Genomic DNA, 25285 nt, shown 5'->3' on the forward strand with positions numbered 1-25285 from the left:
CTGATCATGCAGTGTCATCTAATCCCCGACGCCCAACAAGAGCAAGCCTCGGCCGATCATCGGCACAGCCGGCGACGGACGAAGAGAAACAGCCACCTTCTACGGGGTGGCTGTTTCTCGTTCGGCCCGGCTCAGGACTGCTGGGCCGACTCGATGATGCGGAACTCCGCGCCGAACGGGTCACGCAGTCCGGCCATGCGGCCGAAGGGCGTGTCCTGTGCGGGCAGCGTCACGGTGGCGCCCGCGGCGGTGGCGCGTTGGAGAGTCGCGTCGGCGTCGGCGACGTCGAAGTAGGTCAGCCAGGCGGATTTGGGCGCGGACGGCTCGCCCTGGATGCCGCCGATGGGCCGTTGGTCAGGGCGATGCAGCACCGTGTAGTCGAAGCCCGCCATCGGTTCCAGCGTGAAGTCGAAGACGGCCGTGTAGAAGTCGCGCGCCGCGTCCGCCTTGGCGGTGACGAGTTCATTCCAGACCATCGCGCCCGGCTCGTTGACGACCTGTGCGCCGATGTGCACGCGCGCTTCCCACAGGCCGAACTGGCCGCCTGCCGGATCGACGGCGATGGCCATCCGACCCTGCTCCATGACGTCCATCGGCGCCATCGGGATCTGGCCGCCCGCATCGGTGATGCGTTTGGCCGCGCCGTCGCAGTCGTCGGTGGCGAAGTACATATTCCACCAGAAGTCGGTGGCGTCAGGGTCGGAGTTTTTCATCAGGGCGGCCACGGGCTTGCCCTGCACCAGGCACATCGTGTAATTGCCGGTTTCCGGCGGCCCCTCCTCCCCGAATTCCCACCCGAACACCGCGCCGTAGAACTCCATCGCCCGCCGGTGATCGGGAATACCCAGGTCAACCCAGGTGGGGGTACCGTTCGGCGGAGCTTGCGTGATCACTGTCATGGGACGCTCCTTCGTCGAAGTGCGCTGACATACCGTCCCTATCCTCGCCCGCATCCCGCACGAGGTGGCCTATTCCAGCAAAGTCGCCTTGTGCGTGTCGAGAGAATCCACGCAGTGGCGGCTCAGTCGTTCTGGCACTTCCAGGCGGGAGCTCCTCGGTGCAGTCGGTCACGTCTCGATCGTGGCGAGACACTCGATGAGACACGGCTTCGAGCAGCACCCTGATTCTCGCGTCCGTGCTGACGGGAATCACCAATCCGACCAGAACTCGTGGCTTGGCTGTTGTGTTGTGTCACTTCACTTCCAGGCGGGGAGAGCCGGGAGGTCGCCGGTCAGGTCGGCGCCGGTGGACCGGCCGATCAGCCAAGCCAAGAGGGACGTGGCGGGGCCGCTGACGGTGCGGGACGGTGCCTCGGCGCCGATGGTCGCGGTGAAGTCGGTGTCGATGGCATGGATGGCGAATGCGGTGGCGCCGGGGTCCGATGCGGCGGCTTTGGCGAGGTCGGCGGCGGCTCGGGGAAGTAGGCGGGTCACGAAATCGGTTGGCCAGTCGGCGGGTTGGTAACCGGCCGCCAGGTCGACGTGGTGGATTTCGACCTCTTGCAGGCGCATCCAGATGACCTCGGTGGCGGGGATCGGCCTGCCCTGCCTGGTGCGGACGATGGCCTCCCACGCCTCCGGCGGCGCCTCCATGGCGAGGGTGAGCCAGCGGGTGGCGGCGGCCTCGTTGTCGGCGAGCTGATCGGCCAACGGGCGCGGGGCGCCTGCCTCGATATCGGCATCGCGGATTTGCATGCTTGCGTACTGGGGCGTCTCGTTGCCGGTGCGGGCCCAGATCAACAGGTTGACCAGGCTGTCGGCATTGCGGGCCAAGTGGGCGAGTACGTGTCCGCGGGTCCAGCCGGGCAGTAGCGAAGGACCGGTGACATCGCTATCGCCGAGACGGCGTGCGGTGTCGAGGAAGCGGGTCGTCGCCTCGGCGACAGTGTCGAGCTGGACGGTGGTTTCCGGAGCATCGCTTGTCACGATGCCGACCCTAGCGATCCGGGCTCGGTCCCGCCCCGTAAAGCGCTGAGTCCGGGGCAGTCACGGCGACTACTCGCCGACGACCGCGTCGGCCTCGATCTCGACCAGCAGTGCCGGGGTGATCAGTGCCTTGATCTCGTACATGGAAGCGGCCGGCCGGATGTCGCCGAAGACCTCCGCGTGCGCCTTGGCGATCTCCGGCCAGCGGGAGATATCGGTGACGAAGATGCGCGTGCGGATCACATCCTCGAGGCTCGCGCCGGCGTCGGTGAGCGCGGTGGCGATGCGGCGCAGGACTTCCCTGGTCTGCTCGCCGATATCGGCACCGCCGACCGCACCCCCGCCGGGGAGCGAGGCGGTGGTGCCGCTGACCGCGATCACGTTGCCGAGCCGGACGGCGCGGGAGTAGCCGACGATGTCTTCGAACTCGGAGGCCGAGGAGATATTCACACGAGCGGTCATGACGACAGCATGGCATGGACTCGTCACTCGGACTTCTTTCCAACGTCGGATCGACAAGGTAGGCAGACAGGCGTGAACGCTCATTCTCGTCCTCGCATCGCCGCAGTCGCCGTTCTGTGCGTCGGCGTGCTCGCTGCAGGCTGCTCGGCTTCGGACCCGAAGGTGAACTTCACCGTGGCCGCGGACCAGCCGCTGGTGATCTCCCTGGATGACCTGCTCGGCGTGACGGGTGGCAGTGCCGCCGTCGCGTTCGCCGATCCGCAACACGGCTCGCTCAGCAGGCGCACCGACGGTGCGCTCGTCTACCAGCCGAAGCCCGGCTACACCGGCGCCGACGAATTCGGCGTCACCACAACCGATGCGGTCCGTTTGTACACCACCGACCTGCCGCCGCTCGGCGAGTTGGGCGGTGCCACCGTGCAGGCCAGCGGTTTCGGCTCGGCATGGACGCCGGTGCCAGGATCGAAGGACGAGTTCTACGGCCTCACCGACCGCGGCCCGAATGTCGACGGTCCCGGCAAGAACGAGAAGCTTTCGCCGACACCGGGATTCGTGCCCAAGATCGGCCGGTTCAAGCTGGTCGGCAACCGCGCCACGCTGCAGTCCTCGATCGATCTGCACACCGCGAACGGCACCCCGTTCAACGGCCAGGTCGATGTTGCGGCGAGTACCGGTGAAACCATCCGCGATCTCGCGGGCACCGTGTTGCCGCCCACCGAACACGGGCTCGATCCGGAGGGTCTGGTCGCGCTACCCGACGGCAGCTTCTGGGTTTCCGACGAATATGGCCCGTTCCTGGTGCATTTCGATGCCAAGGGCGCCGAGATCGAGCGGCTCGCTCCCGGCGCCGGACTGCCGAAGGAGATTGCGCTGCGCACCCCTAACCAGGGCATGGAGGGTCTGACCAGCACCCCGGACGGCGGCACTCTCGTCGGTATCGTGCAGAGCGGCCTGAAAACCCCCGGGCTGGACGGCTCGGCCAAGGAGGTGCCGATGACCCGCATCGTCACCGTCGACCTGAAAACCACAGCGCTGCGCGAATTCGTCTACCCGCTGGAGAACCCGAAGCAGACGAAGGTCGCGGTCTCGGAGATCACCGCGCTGAGCCCGACCACCTTCCTGGTCGACGAACGCGACGGCGAGCTGCCGCCCACATCGAACAAGAAGCTGTGGACCGTCGACATCTCCGGCGCCACCGATGTCGGCCCGCAGTCGAAGGTGCCCGGCGCGCAATACGATCCGGAACGCGGCGGCCTGCTGATCGACGGCAAGCCGCTGGAGACCCTGGTCGGCACGGTGCCGACCGCCGAGGGCAGTTCGGCACTGAGCCGGGTGGGCGTCAAACCGGTCGCCAAGACCGCGAACCTGGATCTCACGGCACTGGTCACCGGGCTCAATGCCGACGGCAAGTTCTACGGGCACGACAAAATCGAGGGCATCGCAACCCTGGACGGCGGCAAGACGATCTACATCGCCAACGACAGCGACTTCGGCTTGGCCGGCAGCAAAGGCGAGCAGCCGCCGTTCGCGCTGAAGCCCAAGACCCTGCCGGACGGTGTCCAGGACACCGGCGAGATCCTGCTCGTGGACACCGGCAAGCTGCCCGCGAAGCTCGACAGCCACACGGTGCGCCTACAGGTCGGCTAACTATCCGGGTCGGTCCATTCCCGACCCTCCAGAATCACCGCGGCGGCCAGCGTGATCAGCCACAGCGACATCGATCCGACCTGGATCCGCTGGGCAATTCCGAGCGCGTAATTGCCGGTCAGGTTGTCGGCGACCAGCATCCACACGGTCGCCGCCGACCCGATCACCAGCACAACCAGACCGGCCTCGCGCAGGATCCGCCAGCGGTGGTATCGGAACGCCGCGAGGCTGAAGGCGAAGGCGGCGACCGCGATAGCGGTCACCGCGATGGTGCTCGTCAGCGCGTGCGGCTGATGCAGCTGCGGGAAAAGTTCGCTGCCGCCTCCGCCGCACGCGGCATTGTCCTGCGGGGTGCAGTCGCGCAGCGGCAGCAGTACATCGCCGATGGTCGCGGCGCCGAAACACCACAGCGCCACCCAGCCGACGGTGGTGAACCTGCGCCGGGGAAACAGCAGGAGCCCGGCAATGGCCGCGGGGATCAGCAATGCGCCGACGATCTTGTCGGCCGTCGCGAATATCTCCCGGTGGGGCTTGCCCTCGGCGTCCAGTTCGCTGAGGAAAGAATTCACCGGGTCGACGTCGATGTGCAGGAAGAATTCGAGCAGCCACGACGAATAGCAGAGTCCGGCGATCGCGATGGCCGCTGCGATGAACCAGGAGGCCGCGCGTACGTGCCGTTCGGCGATCTTCCGGCTACCACTCACCCGACCCATTCTCCCGCCTATTTCCGGTCCGGTGATCACCGATTGGTCAGTGTGTCCTACCCAACATGGCTCGTACAGCATTCCCAACCCGCGCACAGGATCCTGTCAGGTCTATCGGACACTCTGTGGGAGAGACAACATCGAAGGAGTTCCCATGATTGCTTTCGCGACGGCCCTGGGCGGGATCGCTGTGATGTCTGCCATGGCGGTGTCGGGCTATCTGGCCGCGCATGCTCCGCGCACCTTGGTCCGGGTGCGCCACCGGTCATTCAGCGGCCGGCCTCGATAACGGTCTGTACCCGATTCGCCGCCGTCACGGCGTCTTCGTGTTCCCACACCCGAATCACTTGCCAGCCCGCCGCGGTCAGCGCCGAATCGGTGGCGCGGTCCCTCTCCACATTGCCGAGCAGCTTCTGTGCCCACCATTCCGCATTGTTCTTGGGATCGGTGGCATGCTGCGGACAGCGATGCCAGAAGCATCCGTCGACGTAAACCGCCACCCGCAGCCGGGGAAACACCAGATCGGCCCGGCGACGCTGACCTGGTAGCGGCGCCCGATCGACGAAGTACCGCAATCCCCTCCGGTGCAGTTCCCGGCGCAGTGCAAGTTCCGGCTTGGTTCCGCTGCGCCGCTGCCGCGCCATGCGCGCACTCGTCGCCGCGTCGGTCGTCGGCCGCCGTGCCGAAGCGCCCGCGCTCATGCCGCCCAGCCGCCCATTCGATCGAGATGGCTTTCCATATCGGCCAGGAAGCCGGGCGGAAATCGCAGACTGCCCATACCTGTTCTGCGCAGAAATCCGGCGGTCGCGCGCGCGGAAAGCAGCCGGGAATCGGTGAGGAAATTGCCGAGATCCTCATACGGCTCGTGCACCGGCCAGGTCGACACCGGCACCCGGTGGGCAACACCGCAGCGACCCCACGCGGCGGTCGGCCACGGCTGGCCGGGCGCCAGCGGCTGATCGTCGGGAATCGCACCGAGCGGTTCGGCGAGGCGCGCGCCGACCCACTCCGCCATCCGGACATTCACCGCATTGCCGACCAGCTTCCAGCGATGCCCCTGCCGAATACCCGGCGCATCGGTTGCGGGCGCGGTCCAGTCGGAATCGAAGCCCTGCAAGCGTTCTCCGTCGACGATGCCCGGCGTGACCACCTCCCCGGACGGCAGCCGCACCGCGGGCGGGCTTGCGATGCCGAGCGCAGAGCCGCCCTTGATGGTGGGGATCGCGTTCACCGCCCAGCCGAGTCCGCGCACGCCTTCGGTCCAGTAGAAGCCGCACGGATCTCGTTCGGGATCGCCGACGGTCCGCTCGCCCGCGTCGTCGCCGAAAAGAACCTGGCGCGGGTCCTCGGTGCGGGAGGCGAGCATCAGCACCCGCTGCCGACGCTGCGGCAGCCCGAACGCGCGCGCGTCCACCACCCGATAGGCCCAGGTGTATCCGAGCTCCTCGAGCGCCGCGGTGATGTGCCGCATCGCCGCGCCACGACCGAGCTGCAACATGAACGGCACGTTTTCGATCAGCAGCCAGCGCGGCCCGCGCCTGCGACGCACCAGCCGGAACACCTCGTCGACAAGGCCGGAGCGTTTACCAGTGATGCCCGCGGTGCGTCCGGCCTGCGAGAGGTCCTGGCAGGGAAAGCCCGCGGCGACGAGTTCGGTGCCTGCGGGGATGGCACGCAGCTTGGTGATGTCGCTGTACAACGGCACATCGGGAAAGCGCGCGGCGAGCACAGCCTGGGCGCCCGGCTCGATCTCGCAGAGCAATTCGGTGTCCCAGCCGTGCGCGCCGAGTCCGAGCTCGAGCCCGCCGATACCGGCGAACAGCCCGACCATCCGCCCGCGCGTCACAGTCATCCCTTTCCGCGATCCCACGATGGGCGCTGATCGGCCGTAGCGATTGCTTGCAGGTCGCTCGAAAGGACCAGCAGCTAATGCGAACAGCAGCGATTGCTTGCGGCGATTGCGCTCCGTGCTCGCACAGCAGGTTACTCGAGTCGGGATCTCAGTGCCGGCCGCCCACCCGGCCGCCAACCCGGCCGTGTGTCCGGCACCGAGATCCGGACGCGCGCACCGATAATGCCAATGGGCTATCGGCCGGGTATCGTCATGGCCGTTCGACGGCAGGAGGCGAATCTGCTCCTGGCCACTGCTGACCTTCCGGCGCTCCAGCGTCGACGCGCAGTTCCCGGTTTATCCCAAGTGACGCCAGGAAAGTGAGCGATATGCAGATTCCGTCCACCAAGAATGGGGCCTACCCCAGCGTTGTCGTCACCAGTCTCGCGGCGACCACCTCGATCGCCGGCGATGTCGATTCCACCTGGAAGGGCCTGCTCAATGGGGAGAGCGGCATCGACATCCTCGAGGACGCCTTCATCGACGATTTCGGTCTCCCTGTCCGTATCGGCGGCCATCTGAAGGTAGCGCCGAGTACGGTTCTGACCAGGGCCGAGACGCGGTCCATGTCCTATGTGGAGCAGATGGCCATCTGCCTCTGCCGCGAAGTCTGGCGCAATGCGGGCAGCCCGGAGGTGGACAGGGACCGCCTCGGCGTCGCGATCGGCACCGGCCTCGGCGGCGCCGAGGCCATCGTCGACGCCCGCGACAAAATGGAAAACGGTGGCTACCGCAAGGTTTCGCCGCTCACCGTGCAGGCGATCATGCCCAACGGCGCTGCCGCCTGCGTCGGCATGGAGCTCGGTGCCCGAGCCGGTGTCGTGACGCCGGTGTCGGCTTGTTCGTCCGGGTCGGAGGCGATCGCCAACGCGTGGCGGATGATCGTGATGGGCGATGCCGACATGGTTGTCACCGGCGGCGTCGAGGGCTCCATTCAGGCGCTGCCGATCGCGGCATTCACCATGATGCGCGCGATGAGTACGCGCAACGACGACCCGAAGTGCGCGTCGCGGCCGTTCGACGTCGATCGCGACGGGTTCGTCTTCGGCGAGGCAGGCGCGATGATGATCGTCGAGACCGAGGAGCACGCCAAAGCGCGCGGCGCGACCATCCACGCGCGGCTGCTGGGTGCGGGGATCACCTCCGACGGTTTCCATCTGGTTGCTCCCGACCCCGAGGGTTCCGGCGCAGCGCGTGCGATGACCAGGGCGCTGCAGAGCGCCGGATTGACCAAACACGATGTCGACCACATCAATGCCCATGCGACCGCGACACCGATCGGTGACACCGCCGAGGCGCTCGCGATCAGCAAGGCGATCGGCAACCATGCGTCGGTGTACGCGCCGAAATCGGCACTCGGACATTCCATCGGCGCCGTCGGCGCGCTCGAGTCGGTGATCACCGTGCTTTCGGTGCGTGACGCCATCGTCCCGCCGACGCTGAACCTGGAGAATCAGGATCCGGAAGTCGACCTCGACATCGTCAGGGGTCAGGCAAGGGCCGGGCGCATCGAGTACGCCGTGAACAACTCTTTCGGCTTCGGTGGGCACAACGTCGCACTCACTTTCGGTCGGTACTGAGTGACCCGGGGCCACCGGACCTGCTAATCTTCCCGGCGCTCCGGTGTCTGTCTGTGTTCAGTGTCATGGCTTAGTGCGTGCGTTGGAAAAGGATAAGGCGATGATCGGCGAAACCTTCGACGACTATTTGGACGAGCAGGGCAATATCAAGATCTTGGGTGACAAGACCTTGATCGACTTCGTCGACAAGCACAGCGCGGAGAACGGTGACGGACTCGCGTACCGCTTTATCGACTACTCACGGGAACGCGATGGTGAGTACCTGGAACTGACCTGGCGCGAGTTCGGTGTCCGGCTGCGGGCGGTCGCGGCTCGACTCCAGCAGGTGTCGCAGCCGGGCGATCGGGTGGCGATCCTTGCCCCGCAAGGCCTCGACTACGTCGTGTCGATCTTCGCGGCTGTCTACGCGGGCAATATCGCGGTGCCGCTGTTCGACCCCGAAGAGCAGGGTCACACCGATCGCCTACACGCGGTGCTCGGTGACTGCGCGCCCGCGGCGATTCTGACGGTCGGATCCGCTGCGGCGGGGGTGCGGAACTTCTTCCGGCATCTGCCCGCGGGGCAGCGTCCGCGCGTCATCGCCGTCGACGCGATCCCCGACAGCGTCGGTGCGGCGTGGGTGCGCCCGGAGATCAATATCGACAGCGTCGCCTATCTGCAGTACACCTCGGGGTCGACGCGGACGCCTGCGGGTGTGGCGATCACCCACCGCTCGGTCGGCACGAACCTGCTGCAGATGATCGATGCCATCGGCGTCACCGAGAACTCGCGCGGCGTCACCTGGCTGCCGCTGTTCCACGACATGGGTCTGCTGTGCGTGATCCTGCCGACCATCGGCGGCGGCTTCATCACGATCATGTCGCCGAGCGCGTTCGTGCGTCGGCCCTATCGTTGGATCAAGGAATTGGCCGCCGCCTCCGACGGTGCGGGAACCTTTGCCGCCGCACCGAATTTCGCGTTCGAGCATGCCGCGGCCCGGGGCAAGCCGAAGCCGGGCGAGGCGCTGGATCTGTCCAATGTGATCGGCTTGATCAACGGCAGTGAGCCGGTATCGGTGTCGTCGATGAAGAAGTTCAACGAGGCGTTCGGGCCCTACGGTCTGCCGAAAACCACCATCAAGCCGTGCTACGGCATGGCGGAGGCAACGCTGTTCGTCTCGGCGACCAAGGCCGAGGACGAGGCCAAGGTGGTCTATGTGGATCGTGGCGAGCTCAACGGCGGACGCATGGTCGAGGTCGAGCCGGGCACCGACAACGCGATCGCCCAGGTTTCGTGCGGCTACGTCGCGTTGTCGCAGTGGGCGGTGATCGTCGATCCGGAGTCCGGCATCGAGCGCGCCGACGGCGAGGTCGGCGAGATCTGGCTGCACGGCGAGAATATGGGCATCGGTTATTGGGGGCACCCGGAGGAATCCGTCGCGACTTTCCAGAACAGGCTCACCAAGCGGCTACCCGACGGCAGTCATGCCCAGGGCACCGCTTCCGACGCGAAGTGGATGCGTACCGGCGATTTCGGTGCCTACTTCGACGGCGAGCTGTTCATCACCGGCCGGGTCAAGGATCTGGTGATCGTCGACGGCCGCAACCACTACCCGCAGGATCTGGAGTTCTCGGCACAGGAATCCAGCACCGCGCTGCGCCCGGGATTCGTCGCGGCGTTCTCGGTGCCTGCGAACGAGTTGCCCGCGTTGGTGTTCGAGCAGGGCAGTCGCTCCGGTCTGAACTACGACGCCGAGGACACCTCCGAGCAGTTGGTCATCGTCGCCGAGCGTGGGTCCGGCGCGGGCAAGCTGGACCCGCAGCCGGTCGCGGACATCGTGCGTGTGGCCATCGCGCAACGGCACGGCGTCACCGTCCGCGACGTGCTGCTGGTGCCCGCGGGTTCCATCCCGCGCACCTCCAGCGGCAAGATCGCCCGCCGCGCCTGCCGGGCCGCCTACCTCGAGGGCACCCTGCGCGGCGGACATCAGCAGCAGGACTTCCCGGACGCGCCGAGCGATCAGCAGACGGCCGTGTGAGAAACCGCCGCTACAACCGTGTTTCGTCGGTGTAGTCGAATTCGCGGACCTCGGCGCCCAGGATCTGGGCGTCGAGTTCGCCTTCGGTGCCGGCGCCGCGGAACCGGTCGAGCGCGGTTCGGGTGGACCAGCGCTCGTAGACGTTGACCCGATCCGGTTCGACCAGATCGGCGCCGAGGCTGAAATCCAGGCAGCCCTCGGTCGCGCGGGCGAACTCGACGACCGCGCGGCAGCTCGCGAGGTATTTCTGCCGGTCGGTGACGCGCAGGTAGCCGGCGACGATGATCACTTCCGGAGTCTATGCCCGGCGGGTACCGCCCGTGCTTGCTTGACCTCGAGATAACTCGAGGTTGTTGGCTGTGGACATGACTGCGGTGCCGACCTGCCCGAGCGCGACTTCCCTTACAGATACCGGTGCGGCGGTCGCTGACCAGCCGGAAAAATCGGTTGGCGGGAGCGCGCGTCGATGCGACGCTGGATTGTCGGACCCCGATGCGAACATCATGGGAAGGTCCGTTCGCGACACCGCCGATCCACGGACCACGAGGGGGAGCCTTGTCTGTCATGCTCGAACGGCCGTCGGCCGAACCGGAGGCCGATAGACCGGAGCGGCTCGATGCCGCCGCGCCTGGACGCTTGCATTCGCTGCGTCGGTTTCTGCCCTACCTTCGGCCGTATCGCGCCGCACTGATCGGGGCGACGGCGCTTGCCGTGGTCGCTACCCTGACCGCGATCGTGATCCCGTTGCTGATCGCGCGCATCATCGATGGCCCGATCGCCCATCGCGATTTCTCCGGTGCGGTCCTGCCGGTGCTCGCGGTGCTGACACTCGGCCTGCTGGAGGCACTCGGCGTGTGGGGACGCCGATGGCTGGTTTCCAAACCCGCGACGCATTTCGAAATCACGATGCGCGCCAAGATCTTCCGCAAACTGCAGTCGCTGGCGATCGGACGCCACGATGCCTGGGAATCGGGACAGCTGCTCTCCCGCGCGATCGATGATCTGGCCACGCTGCGCCGGTTCGTCGCGTTCGCGGGCCCGTTCCTGGTGCTGCACTTCGTCATCATTCCGGTCGGCCTGCTCGTGTTGTGCGCGCTGAGCTGGCAGATCGGGTTGATCTTCGGGATCATCTCGATCCCGCTGGTGTACATCTGCACGCGGTTCGTGCGGCGCTACGAGGTGGCGTCGCGCCGCTCGCAGGACCAGTCCGGTGATCTGGCGACAACCGCCGAGGAGTCGGCGCAGGGCGTCCGAGTGTTGAAAGCGTTCGGCCGCGGCGTGTTCTTCGGCGGACGCTTCACCGCACAGTCGCGCGAACTGCAACAGACCGAAATGCTCAAAGTCCGGTTGGACGCGACATTGTGGTCGGCGATGATGAGCCTGCCGCAGCTGGCGATCGCCTTCGCGCTCGGCTACGGCGGCTACGCCGTCGCGCACGGCACGATGACGCTCGGCACCTTGGTCGCGGCCATCACGCTGTCGACGTTCCTGCAGTGGCCGATCATCTGGACCGGATTCCTACTTGCCGAGCTCAACGATTCGCGCACCGCGGCGGACCGGTACTGGGAGATCATCGACACCCCGGTCGACATCACCGATCCGGCCGACCCGGTAGAGCTGCCTGCGCACATCGCGGGCGAGCTGACCTTGGACGGTGTGCGGTTCGCCTTCCCCGACGCGAAAGGGGAGGTGCTGCACGATGTCTCGCTGAAGGTGCGCCCTGGTGAAACGGTGGCGCTCGTCGGCGCGACGGGCAGCGGAAAAACCGCGCTGCTCAACCTGATTCCGCGGCTCTACGACGTCTCCGACGGTGTCATCACCATCGACGGCATCGATATCTCCGCGATGCGGGTGTCGGATCTGCGGTCGCTGGTCTCGGTGGCATTCGAGGATCCGGTGCTGTTCTCGGCGAGCGTGCGGGAGAACGTCGCGCTCGGTGACCCCGAGGCCACCGATGTGGATGTGCGCCGCGCGCTAGACATCGCCCAGGCCGCGGAGTTCGTGGATGACCTGCCGTGGGGGCTCGACACCAGGATCGGTGAGCAAGGGCTCAGCCTCTCCGGCGGTCAGCGTCAGCGGCTCGCGCTGGCCCGTGCGGTGCTCGGCCCCGTCAGCGACAACGGACATGCCAATCGAAATGGTCGGCAGAGCGTGGGTGATCGGACCCGGATCATGGTGCTCGACGACCCGCTGTCGGCGCTCGACGTGGAAACCGAAGAGCGCGTGCAGGAACGGCTGCGCACCGTGTTGGCGGGAGCGACCACGCTGCTCGTCGCGCATCGGCCGTCCACGGCGGCGCTGGCCGACCGGGTCGCGGTGCTCGCCGACGGCCGGATCGTCGCCGAAGGCTCCCACGATCAATTGCTGAAGACCAACAGCCGTTATCGCGAGCTGATGGGAGGTGAATCATGACGACGGAAGCGGAAGCGACCACGCCGAGTGCGGCCGAACCGGCCACCCGGGATTCGGTCGCCGATTGGCGCGGCATCGCCAGCGAGGACAAAGAGGTCACCCAGACCGGAAACCTGGTGCTGGCCGGTCGATCCCGGCGACTGCTGCTCGACCTGGTTCGGCCGTACCGCAAGATCGCGGTGCTCGCCATGGTGCTGATCGTGGTGGACAACGCCGCGATGGTTTCGGCGCCGCTGTTCATCGCGCATGGTCTCGACACCGGGATCGCCGAAGGAGCCCGGGGTAACTGGACTCCGTTGGCGCTCACCGTCGTCGGTTACCTCGGCACGGTCGGCCTCGGCGTGCTCACCACGTTCTTCTTCCTGCGGGTTTCCGGCAATCTGAGTCAGAGCGTGCTGTTCGACCTGCGGGTCCGCTCGTTCGAGCACATGCAGCGGCTCAGCGTCGCCTTCCACGAGAAGTACACCTCGGGCAAGGTTGTCGCCCGGTTGACCGGCGATATCGAGACACTCCAGGAACTGCTGGAGAGCGCGCTGAATCAGGCACTGAGCGCGATCCTTTCGGTGCTCACCATCGCGGTCCTGCTGGTCTATCTCGATCAGACACTCGCCGCGATCGTGCTCGTCGGTTTCGTCCCACTGGTGCTCGTCACCCGCTGGGCGCAGCGCAGGCAGCGCGCGGGCTATCGACGTACGCGCGGCGCCATCGCGAAGGTCGTCGTGCAGTTCGTCGAGTCGATGGGCGGCATCCGCGCCGTGCAGACCTTCCGGCGCGAACAGCGCAACGAATCGGTGCTGGCACTGGAGGATTCGGAGTATCGGCAGGCCACCACCGCCGCCATGCGCGGCATGGGCGACTACGCCGGACTCACCCGGCTGCTCGGCAACCTGACCACCGTGATCGTCATCGTGGTCGGTGCGTGGCGGGTGATCGAGGGTGACCTCGCGGTCGGTGTCCTCGCCGCGTACCTGCTGTACCTCAATGAGTTCTACGGTCCGCTCGACGAACTGGCCCAGGTCTTCAATTCCTATCAGTCCGCGGCGGCGGCGCTGGAGAAGATCTCCGGTGTGCTGGAGGAGGAGCCGTCGGTGCCGGAACCGACCGAGCCGACATCGCTCGGTAAGGCCCAGGGCGCGGTCCGGATGGATCGCGTGTGGTTCGGATACGACTCCAGTGCGAACCGGCCCGCGGAGACCGGTGCGAAGCAGCAGGTCGACGGCGGTGGTGTGAATGCGCTGCCCGACGATGCCGAGCCGCTGCCCGAGGTGGGCACAGCCGTGTCCGCGATGGGTAACGAAGCCACAAAGGCGTTGCAGCCCAACGGTATAACGCTAGACAAGGTATCGAAGCCGGAAGGCGGGACCCGCACTGTGTTGCCGGAGTTCACCTTGGACATCCCGGCGGGGCAGGTGATGGCCCTGGTCGGCGCGACCGGTGCGGGCAAGTCGACGCTGGCCAAGTTGCTGACACGTTTCTACGATCCGTCCGGCGGCACGGTGACCCTGGACGGCATCGACCTGCGCAAGCTGACCGATGTCGACCTGCGGCGCAATGTTGTGATGGTCACCCAGGAGTCGTACCTGTTCTCCGGATCGGTGGCCGACAACATCCGGCTCGGCAGACCCGACGCCACCGACGAGGAGGTGCACGCGGCGGCCCGCGCGATCGGACTGTACGACTTCGTGCAGGCGTTGCCCGAGGGTTTCGACACCGACGTGCGCAAGCGCGGCGGCAGGCTCTCGGCGGGCCAGCGGCAGTTGGTGTCCTTCGCGAGGGTGTTCCTCGCGGATCCCGCGGTGATCGTGCTGGACGAGGCCACTTCGAGCCTGGACATCCCGAGCGAGCGGCTGGTCCAGCAGGCACTGGAAACGGTGCTGCGCGACCGCACCGCGGTGATCATCGCGCACCGGCTCTCCACCGTCGCCATCGCCGACCGGGTGCTGGTGCTGGAATCCGGCAGGATCGTCGAGGACGGCACCCCCGACGCCCTGATCGGGGGCACCGGACGGTTCGCCGGTCTGCACGCGGCCTGGCGCGAGTCGCTGGTGTGACGCGGGGCAGACGGCTGCGTCCCTTACGGTAGATACGTGACGAACCCAGCCTCTGGCCCTGACAGCCAACCGGCATCGCGGTGGCCGGCGATTCTCACCTGGCGTGCGCACAACGCAGTGCGGATGGAGTCGGTGCGCGTGACGCTCAACGGCAACCGCATCCGCGCCGCGGGCCGGATGATCGGTGGCGCCTGCGCGGACCATCCCGCCTTCAGCGCCTCCTACGATCTGGTCACCGACGAGAACGGCGTCACCAAGCGGCTGTCGCTGCGCAGCACCACTGCGGCGGGGGAGCGGCACGCGTCCATCGCGCGCGATGAAGAGAACTACTGGCTGGTGGATGCGGGTGGCAGCCATGTGCGCTCCACCTTCGCGGGTGCGCTCGACGTGGATGTGGTGCTGAGTCCGTTCTTCAACACCCTGCCGATCCGCCGCTTCGGCCTGCAGCACGCGGTCGGCGATGTCCAGGTGCCGGTCGTCTACGTCCGCCTCCCCGACCTGCTCGTCCAGGAAGCCAGCCTCACCTACAGCAGCGGCACGGACGGGATCAGCGTCCTGTCGCCGGTTTCCAGCGCCACTGTCACCGTCGACGCCGACGGCTTCCTGCTGGACTACCCCGGCCTGGCCGAGCGAATTTGACGGCAGCCCGACTGTTGGTGACCCATGACCAGCAGCACGGTTGATCGCCCCCACCAGGCCCGGTCCGCTCGTGGACGAATGTCCTCGCGGACGCCTTTCCGCTCGGCGCCGATGCTGCGCATCGAGCGGAAGCTGCCTGCGTAGGTCGAGCCTCGATCAACATCGCATCGGCCGAACATTCGGCCCATCAATCCAGCTGAACCGATGACGCCGTGCTGGATTCTGCACGCACCATCCTGTGCCTCAACCAGCATCGTGATCGGCCGGGTGACCGATCATCAGCCCAGACTGGTGATAACGCCGCCGCGCCGACCAGCTTCGCGCAACTGCCCCAGCCAGTCGTGCTCGCCAGGGTGGACACCGGTGATCTCCCAGCGCTGCGCCGTTTCGTAGCGCTGCCGTGCCGCGAACCCGGCGTCGACGAGATCCTCGAGCGATCCTGTCTCTCGCAGGCTGTCGCGGGCGGCGGCGAGCACCGTGAGCGTGTCGTTCAACGTGGCGAGCAGCGCCGCGGAATTCGGTTCGCAGATCGCGCGCACCAGGGCCGGCGCGGTCCCCGCCACTCTGGTGCCATCGCGGAACGAGCCCGCCGCGAGCCCGAGCGCCAGCTCCCCGCCGCCGTCACCCGCGATCGCGAGCGCCTCGGCCAGCACATGTGGCAGGTGCGAAATCCGGGCGACGGCGCTGTCGTGCTCGTCCGCGACAACCGGCACGACCACCGAATCGCAGGCCAGCGCCAGCCGCACCACGCGCGTCCACGGTTCCGGGTGCGTGCCCTCGTCGACGCCGACCGCCCACGCCGCGCCTCGGAACAGACCCGGATCAGTGGCGGCCCAGCCGGATTCGGAGGTGCCCGCCATCGGATGGCCGCCCACATAGCGCGCGGACAGTCCGTGCTTGTGTACGGCCGCCGCCACCGGAGCCTTCACGCTCACCACATCGGTGAGCGTGCACCTGGGCGCGAAGGCGGAAACCTCCGTGAGGATGTGGTCGACCGCGGGCATCGGCACCGCGACGACGATCGTCGCGTCGGTGTCCGCGGCCCTGGTCAACACACCGCGCAGATTGCCGGTGACATCGAATCCGTCGGCGCGTGCGGCGTGCGCACCCGACTCCGATCGGTTGTATCCCCAGGCGTCGAAGCCCGCGCCGGCAGCTGCGCGGAGCAGGGAACCACCGATCAAGCCCGTCCCGAGGACGCACACGGGTGCTTTCTGGTCACGAGTCACCGGAACAGATTCGCATACGACTTCAACATTTCGGCTCGAGCCGACTACCGTTGCGGCCATGGCAGCACAGCGCTCGGGCACGAACAGGGCGGCGTCGGATGATTACGACGACGTAGAAGGGTTCGCAGTGGCCGTTGTCCGCGAAGAAGGACAATGGCGGTGTAGTCCGCTCAGTTCGGCTGCACTCACCGATCTGTCCGCGGCGGAGAACGAGCTCAAGGCATTGCGCAGTTCCGGCGCGGTGTTCGGACTACTCGACATCGATGACGAGTTCTTCATCGTGCTCCGGCCCGCACCCAGCGGCACCCGCATGCTGGTCTCGGACGCGACCGCCGCGATCGACTACGACATCGCCGCCGATGTGCTCGAGGCCCTCAATGTCGAAATCCCGGATATCGACCCCGACGAACTCGACGACATCGAGCCATGGGAGGAAGGCGACCTCGGCGTCCTCGCCGATCTCGGCCTGCCCGAACCTGTGCTCAGCGTGATCCTCGCCGAGACCGACCTGTACCCGGATGAACAACTCGGCATGATCGCCCAGCGGCTCGGCTTCGCCAACGAGCTGTCGGCCGTGCTGGACAAGCTGCCGCGCTGAGGAGTGTGTCGGCCGACGTGGGCTTGCTGAGAGACGGTCTCTCCGACTCCGACATGGTGCGCGCCGCGATCGCCGCCGCCGGCGACGCGGGTGTCCGCGACGTCCCGGTGGGCGCCGTGGTGTTCGATTCGGCAGGCCGCGAGCTCGCCCGCGCGGTCAATGCGCGCGAAGCCCTCGGCGACCCGACCGCACACGCGGAAATCCTCGCCCTGCGCCGCGCCGCCGAGGTGCACGGTGATGGGTGGCGCCTGGAAGGCATGACCCTCGCTGTCACCCTGGAACCATGCACCATGTGCGCGGGCGCACTAGTCCTCGCCCGCGTCGCCCGCGTCGTATTCGGCGCATGGGAACCCAAAACCGGCGCCGTCGGCTCACTCTGGGATGTAGTCCGCGACCGCCGCCTCAACCACCGCCCCGAGGTGCGCGGCGGCGTGCTCGAGCAGGAGTGCGTGGCGCTCCTCGACGACTTCTTCCGTGCCCAACGTTGACTCGACTAATCGGCCTCGACATGAGACGCTAAACGAACGTTTCGAAACATAGTTTGGAACATTCGTTTGAGCATCGCCGAGATCAGGCGAGGGAGGTTAGAGATGAGCGCACAGGCGTTGGAGGAACGGACGTTCATCACAGAGCACCCGAAGCAGTTGGCGCCCGTCCTGAGCTTCCTCGAAGCTCACGAGCAGCATCGCGGAACCGCCGTTGAGCCCAGCTATGCACTCGTCGGTGTGGGTGAGCACGACCGGATCGAGCTACCGCAAGAAGTGCATAAGGCGCTGATTCAGGTGGTCGCGGCCATGCTGGCCGGTAAAGCTGTGACAATCGCTCCCCGGAGCATGACGCTGACCTCACAACAGGCAGCTGACCTGCTCGGTGTGAGCAGGCCGACGGTCAAACGGATCATCGAGAAAGGTGACCTACCTGCAGAGCGCATCGGGACCCGGCATCGACTGCGGCTCGAAGATGTCTTGGCTTATCGCGAGGCCCGTCGGCAGCGTCAGTACGACGCGCTGGCCGCCACTGCGATCGACATCGATGCCGACGAGGAACCCGAAGCGATCCGCGAGCAGCTGCGTGCCGTGCGTCACGCTGTAGCAGAACGCCGGAGGGCGAAAGGCTGAAAGGGATCGATGTTCGCCGTAGTGCTCGATACCTGTGTCCTCTGGCCGAGTCTGCAGCGTGACTTCCTGTTATCGCTCGCGATCGAAGGCATCTACCGGCCGTTATGGTCGGCGACGATCTTGGAAGAGCTGGAATACCACGAAGCCAGGAAGTGCGTTGAGCGCGGCGAGGATTCGACGAAGGCCGCTGCCAAGGCGAGCCGTCTGATCGAGGCGATGCAGTCGGCATTCGATGATGCTCTGGTGCAGAATTGGGAACCGCACGAGGGCACTTTCAACCTCCCGGATCCGGACGACGAGCATGTCCTCGCGGCTGCGGTTGTAGGCGGTGCAGCGGCAATCGTGACCAGTAACGTGCGCGACTTCCCGCTGACCTCGATACCTAGTCAGATTCAGATCCTCCGGCCTGCCGTCTTCGCAGCCGACGCGGTATCCGTCTCTCCAGACACGGCTCTACAGGCCGTCGAGGCGATCGCGAACCGCCACAAGAATCCACCCGAGACGGTCGAAGTGATACTCGATCGCCTGGTGACGCTGTACGGCATGAGCGAAGCAGTCGACCTCATCCGCAGTGTCATGTAGCGGGCCGCCAAAGCTCCGTTTTCCCGTCTCTACAGGCGATTTATCGATCCGGCGGTGGTCCGGTATGGTTGTCGGCGGTGGCGTGTCCGAGCGGCCTAAGGAGCACGCCTCGAAAGCGTGTGAGGGGTAACCCCCCTCCGAGGGTTCAAATCCCTCCGCCACCGCCAAAGCCCTTCACCTGAATTCCAGGTGGAGGGCTTTTTCTATGCCGACTCCGACTCCGCGTCCGTCTCCGTCGTCTGGGACATGCCGCCATCCGCTGCGCGGGTTATCGGGCGGGGTAGTGCTCGTCCAGCCACTCGGTGAAGGTTGGTCCGGCGAGGACTGCGTCGGGCCCGGGGAGTAGGGCGCCGTTTGCTTGGAGTTCGTGGTTGGGGTCTTCGAGGTCGGTGATTTCTTCGACTCGGGAGGGGGCGCCACGGCGGGCGGCGAGCCGGGATGTGGCGGCGGCGAGGTTGAGCTCTTCCGGGCCTGCTATTTCGATGGTTGTAGTGGGAGCCGTTCCGTCGGTGGCGAGTTCGGCCAGTTTTTCGGCGACGGTGCGGGCGGCGACGAGTTGGGTGCGGGTTGCGGGGACGTAGGCCACATCGTCGCGGGTGGTCCAGTCCAGCATCATCTCGGTGAACTCGTGGAACTGTGCGGCACGCAGGATCTGTACGGGCACCGGGCCCTCGTTCAGGGTGCGTTCCTGCACGAGCTTTCCGGCGTAGTGACCGGCGGTGAACGGGTCGATGCCGATGATCGAGACCAGGACGATTCGGGTGACGCCAGCCTCGGCCGCTGCTTGTTGCAGGTTTCGGGCGGTGGTGCCGAAGAAGTCTGTCACCGCGTCGGTTTCCGCGGTCGGTGCGTTCACCGCGTCGACGACAACCTGCACACCGGCCAGCGCCTCGGCGAGACCTTCGCCGGTGTAGACATCGACGCCGATCGCGCGGGCTATGGCGACTACCTCGTGGCCCTGATTCTTCAGCACATCGACCACCTCGCGGCCGATCCGTCCGCTTGCTCCGGCTACTGCGATCTTCATGGTCTGCTCCTTTGTCAGTCTTCTGAGGAACAGACGAACCGTAGCGCCGGAGTGTGACAGCGGCATGGATGCGCATGTTGTGCGGGGTTTCGCACCACTAGGTGCGCGGGGCTACTCGGCTTCGGTGGGCCGCGTGGCGCTCGGCCGGAGGATGACTCGAAATCCGCGGCGGACGTGGGTGATCTTCGAATTCGCGGGTATACGCGCAGTAGATGAATGCAGGAAGGACGCGATGACAATGCGCCGCCGAAGAGTCCGCGTGGGAACCATGCGCGGCAGATATATGAGTGAGAGTTATATGAGAATTGGCAGTCTGCTGGTCCTGATCTGGTTGGTGATCGGTGTGATCGCAGCGGGTCAGCGCCACTATTTCGACAGCGGCCCGGTGAACTGCGCCGGGTTCGGCACCATCGCCGTCACCGTGATCGCCGGTCCACTCAACTACATGGGTGTGAATCCGAAGATCTCGGATTGCAATGTGCCGCAACCTAGTCCGTAGCAGTTAGGGCAGCGTCGGCCGGTTGGTCCTCCGTTCGCGGTGGTCCACCGCAACAGTGCGGCCCGAGAGCGCGGCGCGCAAACTTCGGCGAACAGGTGGGCGGGTTGCGCTCTTACGCGGATAATCGGCACACGTGCGGGTATTCCGCTCGAGAGGAAGCGCGGGACCGACGCCAGGCAGGATGCGTCGTGGCACGGCCCGTGCCGCGACGATGCGCAGGTGAAACATGAAACGGGGCACTGCTCTTGTCCTGATCTGGCTGGTCATCGGCGTGATCGCGGCGGGCCAGCGTAACTATTTCGACAGCGGTCCGATCAATTGCGCCGGGTTCGGCTCGATCGCATTGACCGTGCTCGTCGGCCCGCTCAACTACATGGGCGTGAACCCTAAGGTTGCGGACTGCAATGTCCCGCAACCGAGTTCATAGCCGCATTGTTCCGAGTGCACCGGACATGCCCCGTTCCGGCGAGCAGGGGAGCGCTTGCTCGCCGGAACGGGGTGCGATAGACGGTGCCGTCCTACGCCGCGACGATCTCTCGATGCGACTGCGACTGCGACTGCGACTGCGACTGCGACTGCGACTGCGACTGCGACTGCGACTGCGACTGCGACTGCGACTGCGACGGTTGGGTTTTCGGCTCGCCGGTGAGGCGAGCAGCCCCCGCTGCCGCGGCAATCACCAGGCCGACTCCGATCCATTGCGTGAGGTGCAGCCCCTCACCGAGCAACAGCAGCCCCACCCCGGCCGCGACCGCAGGCTCCAAACTCATCAGCACCCCGAACGTCGAGGCCGTGATTCGGCGCAGCGTCTGCAGTTCGATGGCGTGCGGGACCAAAGAAGACAGCACGGCGATACCGACAACGCCGAGCAGCACTATCGGGTCGAACAGTGCCGAGCTTGCGTCCGCCGCGACCAGGGGCAACGCGAGAATCGCGCCGAAGCCCAATGCCCAGGCCAGTCCGTCATGACCCGAGGTGTGTTCGCCGACCACCTTGCTGAACACGATGTAGCTGCCCCAGCCCGCAGCCGCGAGCAGCGCGAACAGCACGCCGGTCCAGGACATGGGCCCACCGGTTTTCATCAGAAGCAGCACACCGCCGCCGGCTAGCAGCGCCCACAGTAGGTCGCGCCCGCGGCGGGAGGACGCGACCGCGACGCCGAGCGGCCCCAGGAAATCGATGGTGACCGCGATGCCGAGCGGAATGCGATCGATCGCCGCGTAGAAGAACGAATTCATCACGGCCACAGACACTCCGAGCCCGATGATGCCGGGCAGTGCGTGCCGTTCGATGCGCAGCGACGGCCGCCACAGCGCCATCGCGATGATGCCTGCCATCAGCAGCCGCAGGGCTGCGGTCGGGCCGGTGCCGAGGACTTCGAACAGCTGCTTGGCGATGATTGCGCCGAATTGGATGCTGAGCATGGCGGCGAGGATGAGGACGGGTGCGCTGCCGAACATGGAAGCGGTTCTGCCAGTGTGTGATTGCGGAAATGCAACGGCGGGTGGAATTTCTTTGACCGGGCCGATAACCAACGGGTGACTCCATTCTGCGGACACGCGCCTACGCCACCGGTGCGTGCCGGGGGTGCGCGGTCGGATCTCGTATTCGGTTGTGCGGGAGGGAGATTGGACATATCCGTGGAGATGGGCGCGCGCTCGTAGCGCGCGGGATCATCCAGGCGTTTCGCATTCGGTATCAGCACGAATGGGCTGGGGATGTCCGGGATTCGAGTGGGAGGGTCCGTCAGGCGACGGACGTCGACGTAGTACAGGCCGGTGGCCGAGCGGTGGGGTGCGGGTTCGCCATCGGCGGCATTGCCTTCACGAGCGAAAGATAGGTGCTCTAAGTGGCAGGCAAAAGACTGGTCGGTTGATTAAAAACGTGGAGCATGTGACGGACTGTATCGCAGATTGTGTTGCCTCGCGCGGGGAGTGATCGGGGTAAACGGGGGTACCCACGGTAGACGCGAGTGCAGAAAGAAGGCGATGACAATGCGCGAGCGAACGATCGACCCACGACCGGTACACCGAAGAGGTACTGGGCTGCTGAGCACACTGCTTCTGGTCTGGTTGGCCATCGGCCTTATCGCCGCAGGTCAGCGCCACTATTTCGATAGCGGCCCGCTCAGTTGCGCAGGTTGGGGCACCATTGCCGTCACTGCCCTCGCAGGCCCACTCAACTACGCGGGTTTGAACCCCACGGTCACCGACTGCGTGTTGCCCGAACCCAGCCAGTAGGTGCCGCCGACATGAGCGCGCCCCCAACCGATCGGATGGGGGCGCGGGAGTCTCGTCGTACCTATCCGGAAGCGGCCGGTACCGCGCTCAGCGCGCACAAGATCAAACCGGGACGGAAAGCACTCGGCCCCGCACCCAGGTTCTTGGGTGCGGGGCCGAGCGGTTGTTTCAGGAGCGGTCGGCTCAGCCGACCAGGACGGGCTCCTTGTCCACCCCGACGGACTGCTGCTGCAGTTCACGCAGCTTCGAGCCCTCGACGTCGATGTCGGGCAGGATCCGATCGAGCCACTTCGGCATCCACCAGGACCACTTGCCCATCAGCACCAGCAGCGACGGGATCAGGATCATTCGGACGATGAACGCGTCGAGCAGCACACCCACCGCGAGCGCGAAGCCGAACGACTTCGCTGTGGCATCGGATTCCAGCAGGAACGAGCCGAACACCGAGATCATGATGACCGCGGCCGCGGTGACCACGCGGGCACCGTGGTGGTAGCCGCTGACCATCGCGTCCTTGGGTGACTTGCCGTGCACGAATTCCTCGCGCATCCGGGTCACCAAGAACACCTGGTAGTCCATGGCGAGGCCGAACACAAGACCGATCAACATGATGGGCAGGAAGCTGATGATCGGGTGCGGGTCGTCGATCAGCCCGAACTTGCCCTCCTGGAAGATCAGCACCGTCGCACCGAAGGTCGCCGCCATGGAGAGCAGGAACCCGAGCGCGGCCGTCAGCGGCACCAGGATCGAGCGGAACACCAGGATCAGCAGCAGGAACGCAGCGCCCGCGACGATCGCGAGATACGGCACGATCTTGCCGAGCAGCACATGGTCGACGTCGGCGAAGATCGCCGTGGTGCCGGTGATGCCGTATTCCATGCCGTACTCGGATTTCAGCGATCCCTCGGCGTTGCGAGCGTCGCTGACCAGATCCTTGGTGGCCTGGTTGTTCGGGCCCGACTTCGGCACGCCGTTGAGCAGTGCACCAGCCTTGTCCTCGCCGCTCCACTGCGGCTCGGTCACGTAGTCCATGCCGGAGTAGGACGCGAGCTTGTTGCGCAGTGCGTTGACCGCATCCACGCGGCGGTCGGCAGGCACGTTGGTGAGGTCGGCGGCGACGTTCAGCACGCCGTTGCTGCCTTCCCCGAAGCCCTCGGTGCGCAGCTCGTACGCCTTTCGGACAGTCGAGGTCTTCGGCATGCTGTCATCGCCGGGCAGGCCGAGGTTCAGGCCGGCCGCGGGCGCGGCGAGCAGGCCCAGGACGACGACGCTGAGGAGCAGCGTGACGGCGGGTGCCTTGCCGATGAGCCTGCCGAAGCGCTGGCCGTTGCTGATCGAGGTGTCGTCTTCCGGATCGTGCTTGGCGACGAACGGCAGCTTGGGCTTGAACAGGAACCGGCCGAACGCGCCGAGCAGTGCCGGCATCAGCGTGATGGCGGTCAGCACCGCGAACGCGGCGGCGATCGCGCCACCCAGACCCATGAAGGTGAGGAACTCGACGCCGACGATGCTCAAACCGCCGAGCGCGATGATCACGGTGAGACCCGCGAACACCACCGCAGAGCCTGCGGTGCCGAGCGCAGTGCCTGCGGCCTCTTCCGGCGAATCCTGTACCGCCAGTTCATGTTTGTACCTGGAGACGATGAAAAGCGCGTAGTCGATCGACAGCGCGATACCGATCATCGAGGCGAGGAAGGTGGTGAAGCTCGGGACCTCGATCACCGAGGTGCCGAGGAAAATCAGCGAGGTGGCCGCGCCGAGGCCGACGATCGCGGTGATGATCGGGACGAAGGCGGCGACGATGGCACCGAACGCGACGATCATGACGATGAGCGCGATGCCCATGCCGATCTGCTCGGACTTGCCGCTCGGCCCCTCTTGCTTCGTCGCGATCGAGCCGCTCATCTCGACGGTGAGTCCGGCGTTGCGCGCGTCATCGGCCACGTTGTAGGCCGCGGTGCGCTGCTCGTCGGTGACGTCGGTGAACTTCTTGATCGAGAACGGCACACTCATGAACGCGACCGAATCGGGCGCGGTCTTGCTCAGCACATTCAGCGGAGCGCCGCTGCACTGCGACGGATCGGGGTTGGCCAGGCAGCCCATCTTCTCGGCCGCTTCGATCGGGTTCGCGACCGGCTTGCTGTGGTCGACGATATCCAGGCCGCTGAGCTTGGCGATGAGCGCGTCCACTGCCGCACGGTTGGCCGGGTCGGTCAGCTTCTGACCGGCGGGCACGCCGATCACATACGTTCCGGTGACGGCGTCGAACTTGAAGGCGTCGGAGGCGCCGGGAAAGTGCTTGTCGAGGATGTCGTTTGCGCGCGCGGACGGTAGCTCCGGCATGCTGAAGTCGTTGCTCATCGGCTCCTTCAGCTGCGCCCCGAGGCCGCCGAGGAGGACGAAGAGGATGAGCCAGACCGGAAGCACTATCCATTTCCGGCGGAAAGCGAACTTTCCCCATCTATACAGATAAACGGACACGAGGGATTCTCCTAGCGATGACTGGGGGCGTGCTGGTTCTCGGCCTGTAGACAACGCTCGCGGGGTGCCCTGCCGCCCCCGCCTCCACTGACGCTTTCTGCCTACCGTGCGGTAGGTAGACTACCTATTGCCTAAGCGGAGGTACAACCTCAATTTTGGTGGCAACGTTAGCTCAGCGCACGA

The 25285-nt window shown here is 66.1% G+C and carries 24 protein-coding genes and 1 tRNA gene; 14 read left to right on the forward strand and 11 right to left on the reverse strand.

What is annotated here, in order from left to right; translation table 11 throughout:
• Positions 1–131: 131 nt before the first annotated feature.
• The 3 genes from OHA42_RS06310 to OHA42_RS06320 all read right to left on the reverse strand — a co-directional run bounded on the left by OHA42_RS06310 (position 132) and on the right by OHA42_RS06320 (position 2387).
• Positions 132–899 (reverse strand): VOC family protein, encoded by a 768-nt coding sequence (locus OHA42_RS06310; RefSeq protein ID WP_406235345.1) that lies wholly within the window; start codon positions 897–899, stop codon positions 132–134.
• A 297-nt stretch (positions 900–1196) separates the two neighbouring features.
• Positions 1197–1925: a maleylpyruvate isomerase family mycothiol-dependent enzyme gene (locus OHA42_RS06315; RefSeq protein WP_406235347.1), complete on the reverse strand. Its 729-nt coding sequence runs from the start codon at positions 1923–1925 to the stop codon at positions 1197–1199.
• 69 nt (positions 1926–1994) lie between these two features.
• Positions 1995–2387, reverse strand: a complete 393-nt coding sequence (locus OHA42_RS06320) for a RidA family protein (protein ID WP_406235349.1) — start codon at positions 2385–2387, stop codon at positions 1995–1997.
• A 72-nt stretch (positions 2388–2459) separates the two neighbouring features.
• Here OHA42_RS06320 and OHA42_RS06325 point away from each other — a divergent pair, with 72 nt between their 5' ends.
• Positions 2460–4034, forward strand: a complete 1575-nt coding sequence (locus OHA42_RS06325; RefSeq protein ID WP_406235351.1) for an esterase-like activity of phytase family protein — start codon at positions 2460–2462, stop codon at positions 4032–4034.
• Here OHA42_RS06325 and OHA42_RS06330 read toward each other — a convergent pair.
• The 3 genes from OHA42_RS06330 to OHA42_RS06340 form a co-directional block, all read right to left on the reverse strand.
• Positions 4031–4738 carry a DUF998 domain-containing protein gene (locus OHA42_RS06330; protein WP_406235352.1) on the reverse strand — a complete coding sequence of 236 codons (708 nt, stop codon included), beginning with the start codon at positions 4736–4738 and terminating at the stop codon, positions 4031–4033. The genes OHA42_RS06325 and OHA42_RS06330 overlap by 4 nt on opposite strands.
• A gap of 269 nt (positions 4739–5007) precedes the next feature.
• Positions 5008–5439 carry a very short patch repair endonuclease gene (locus OHA42_RS06335; RefSeq protein WP_406235354.1) on the reverse strand — a complete coding sequence of 144 codons (432 nt, stop codon included), beginning with the start codon at positions 5437–5439 and terminating at the stop codon, positions 5008–5010.
• Complete coding sequence (locus OHA42_RS06340) at positions 5436–6590, reverse strand: DNA cytosine methyltransferase (protein ID WP_406235355.1); 1155 nt, start codon at positions 6588–6590, stop codon at positions 5436–5438. Before OHA42_RS06340 ends, OHA42_RS06335 begins: the two co-directional genes overlap by 4 nt.
• Before the next feature lie 368 nt (positions 6591–6958).
• Here OHA42_RS06340 and OHA42_RS06345 point away from each other — a divergent pair, with 368 nt between their 5' ends.
• Positions 6959–8209: a KasA/KasB family beta-ketoacyl-ACP synthase gene (locus OHA42_RS06345; protein ID WP_406235357.1), complete on the forward strand. Its 1251-nt coding sequence runs from the start codon at positions 6959–6961 to the stop codon at positions 8207–8209.
• Positions 8210–8309: 100 nt separating this feature from the next.
• Complete coding sequence (gene fadD32 / locus OHA42_RS06350) at positions 8310–10226, forward strand: long-chain-fatty-acid--AMP ligase FadD32 (protein ID WP_406235358.1); 1917 nt, start codon at positions 8310–8312, stop codon at positions 10224–10226.
• Positions 10227–10236: 10 nt separating this feature from the next.
• On the opposite strand, the gene OHA42_RS06355 is transcribed toward fadD32, so the two are convergent.
• Entirely contained in the window at positions 10237–10515 is a 279-nt protein-coding gene (locus OHA42_RS06355; protein ID WP_406235360.1) for a putative quinol monooxygenase, read from the reverse strand.
• Between the two features lie 275 nt (positions 10516–10790).
• Here OHA42_RS06355 and OHA42_RS06360 point away from each other — a divergent pair, with 275 nt between their 5' ends.
• The 3 genes from OHA42_RS06360 (at position 10791) to OHA42_RS06370 (ending at position 15328) form a co-directional block, all read left to right on the forward strand.
• Complete coding sequence (locus tag OHA42_RS06360) at positions 10791–12638, forward strand: ABC transporter ATP-binding protein (RefSeq protein ID WP_406235361.1); 1848 nt, start codon at positions 10791–10793, stop codon at positions 12636–12638.
• Positions 12635–14689, forward strand: coding sequence for an ABC transporter ATP-binding protein (locus tag OHA42_RS06365; protein ID WP_406235363.1), 2055 nt, complete (start codon positions 12635–12637; stop codon positions 14687–14689). The genes OHA42_RS06360 and OHA42_RS06365 overlap by 4 nt, the downstream gene beginning before the upstream one ends.
• 123 nt (positions 14690–14812) lie before the next feature.
• The gene (locus tag OHA42_RS06370) at positions 14813–15328 is read left to right on the forward strand and encodes a putative glycolipid-binding domain-containing protein (RefSeq protein ID WP_406239126.1); all 516 of its coding nucleotides are present in this window, start codon (positions 14813–14815) and stop codon (positions 15326–15328) included.
• Between the two features lie 278 nt (positions 15329–15606).
• Here OHA42_RS06370 and OHA42_RS06375 read toward each other — a convergent pair whose 3' ends face one another.
• Positions 15607–16557, reverse strand: a complete 951-nt coding sequence (locus OHA42_RS06375) for a prephenate dehydrogenase (RefSeq protein WP_406235365.1) — start codon at positions 16555–16557, stop codon at positions 15607–15609.
• Between the two features lie 58 nt (positions 16558–16615).
• On the opposite strand from OHA42_RS06375, the gene OHA42_RS06380 reads away from it, so the two are divergent.
• From OHA42_RS06380 to OHA42_RS06400, 5 genes are all read left to right on the forward strand, one after another.
• Positions 16616–17155, forward strand: a complete 540-nt coding sequence (locus OHA42_RS06380; protein ID WP_328408135.1) for a tRNA adenosine deaminase-associated protein — start codon at positions 16616–16618, stop codon at positions 17153–17155.
• Between the two features lie 53 nt (positions 17156–17208).
• Positions 17209–17643 (forward strand): nucleoside deaminase, encoded by a 435-nt coding sequence (locus OHA42_RS06385; RefSeq protein ID WP_406239128.1) that lies wholly within the window; start codon positions 17209–17211, stop codon positions 17641–17643.
• 102 nt (positions 17644–17745) lie between these two features.
• Positions 17746–18273 (forward strand): helix-turn-helix domain-containing protein, encoded by a 528-nt coding sequence (locus tag OHA42_RS06390; protein ID WP_406239130.1) that lies wholly within the window; start codon positions 17746–17748, stop codon positions 18271–18273.
• A 9-nt stretch (positions 18274–18282) separates the two neighbouring features.
• On the forward strand, positions 18283–18855 hold the full coding sequence (locus tag OHA42_RS06395) for a PIN domain-containing protein (RefSeq protein ID WP_406235367.1): 573 nt from the start codon (positions 18283–18285) through the stop codon (positions 18853–18855).
• 76 nt (positions 18856–18931) lie between these two features.
• Positions 18932–19022: transfer RNA gene (locus OHA42_RS06400), tRNA-Ser, on the forward strand.
• A 101-nt stretch (positions 19023–19123) separates the two neighbouring features.
• Here OHA42_RS06400 and OHA42_RS06405 read toward each other — a convergent pair.
• A complete protein-coding gene (locus tag OHA42_RS06405; protein ID WP_406235369.1) occupies positions 19124–19882 on the reverse strand; it encodes an SDR family oxidoreductase in 759 nt (252 codons plus the stop codon).
• A 298-nt stretch (positions 19883–20180) separates the two neighbouring features.
• Between OHA42_RS06405 and OHA42_RS06410 the strand changes: the two genes are divergently transcribed.
• Together OHA42_RS06410 and OHA42_RS06415 are read left to right on the forward strand one after the other, a co-directional pair.
• Positions 20181–20381 carry a hypothetical protein gene (locus tag OHA42_RS06410; protein WP_328408142.1) on the forward strand — a complete coding sequence of 67 codons (201 nt, stop codon included), beginning with the start codon at positions 20181–20183 and terminating at the stop codon, positions 20379–20381.
• Between the two features lie 226 nt (positions 20382–20607).
• Entirely contained in the window at positions 20608–20808 is a 201-nt protein-coding gene (locus OHA42_RS06415) for a hypothetical protein (RefSeq protein ID WP_328408144.1), read from the forward strand.
• A gap of 91 nt (positions 20809–20899) precedes the next feature.
• Here the strand turns inward: OHA42_RS06415 and OHA42_RS06420 are convergent, their stop codons facing one another.
• The gene (locus OHA42_RS06420; protein ID WP_406235372.1) at positions 20900–21841 is read right to left on the reverse strand and encodes an EamA family transporter; all 942 of its coding nucleotides are present in this window, start codon (positions 21839–21841) and stop codon (positions 20900–20902) included.
• Between the two features lie 534 nt (positions 21842–22375).
• Here OHA42_RS06420 and OHA42_RS06425 point away from each other — a divergent pair.
• On the forward strand, positions 22376–22621 hold the full coding sequence (locus OHA42_RS06425; RefSeq protein ID WP_406235374.1) for a hypothetical protein: 246 nt from the start codon (positions 22376–22378) through the stop codon (positions 22619–22621).
• A gap of 183 nt (positions 22622–22804) precedes the next feature.
• On the opposite strand, the gene OHA42_RS06430 is transcribed toward OHA42_RS06425, so the two are convergent.
• Positions 22805–25102, reverse strand: coding sequence for an MMPL family transporter (locus OHA42_RS06430; RefSeq protein WP_406235376.1), 2298 nt, complete (start codon positions 25100–25102; stop codon positions 22805–22807).
• Positions 25103–25285 lie beyond the last annotated feature (183 nt).

This window comes from Nocardia sp. NBC_01009 (assembly GCF_045208035.1).
In the GTDB taxonomy this organism is placed as follows: Bacteria; Actinomycetota; Actinomycetes; order Mycobacteriales; family Mycobacteriaceae; genus Nocardia.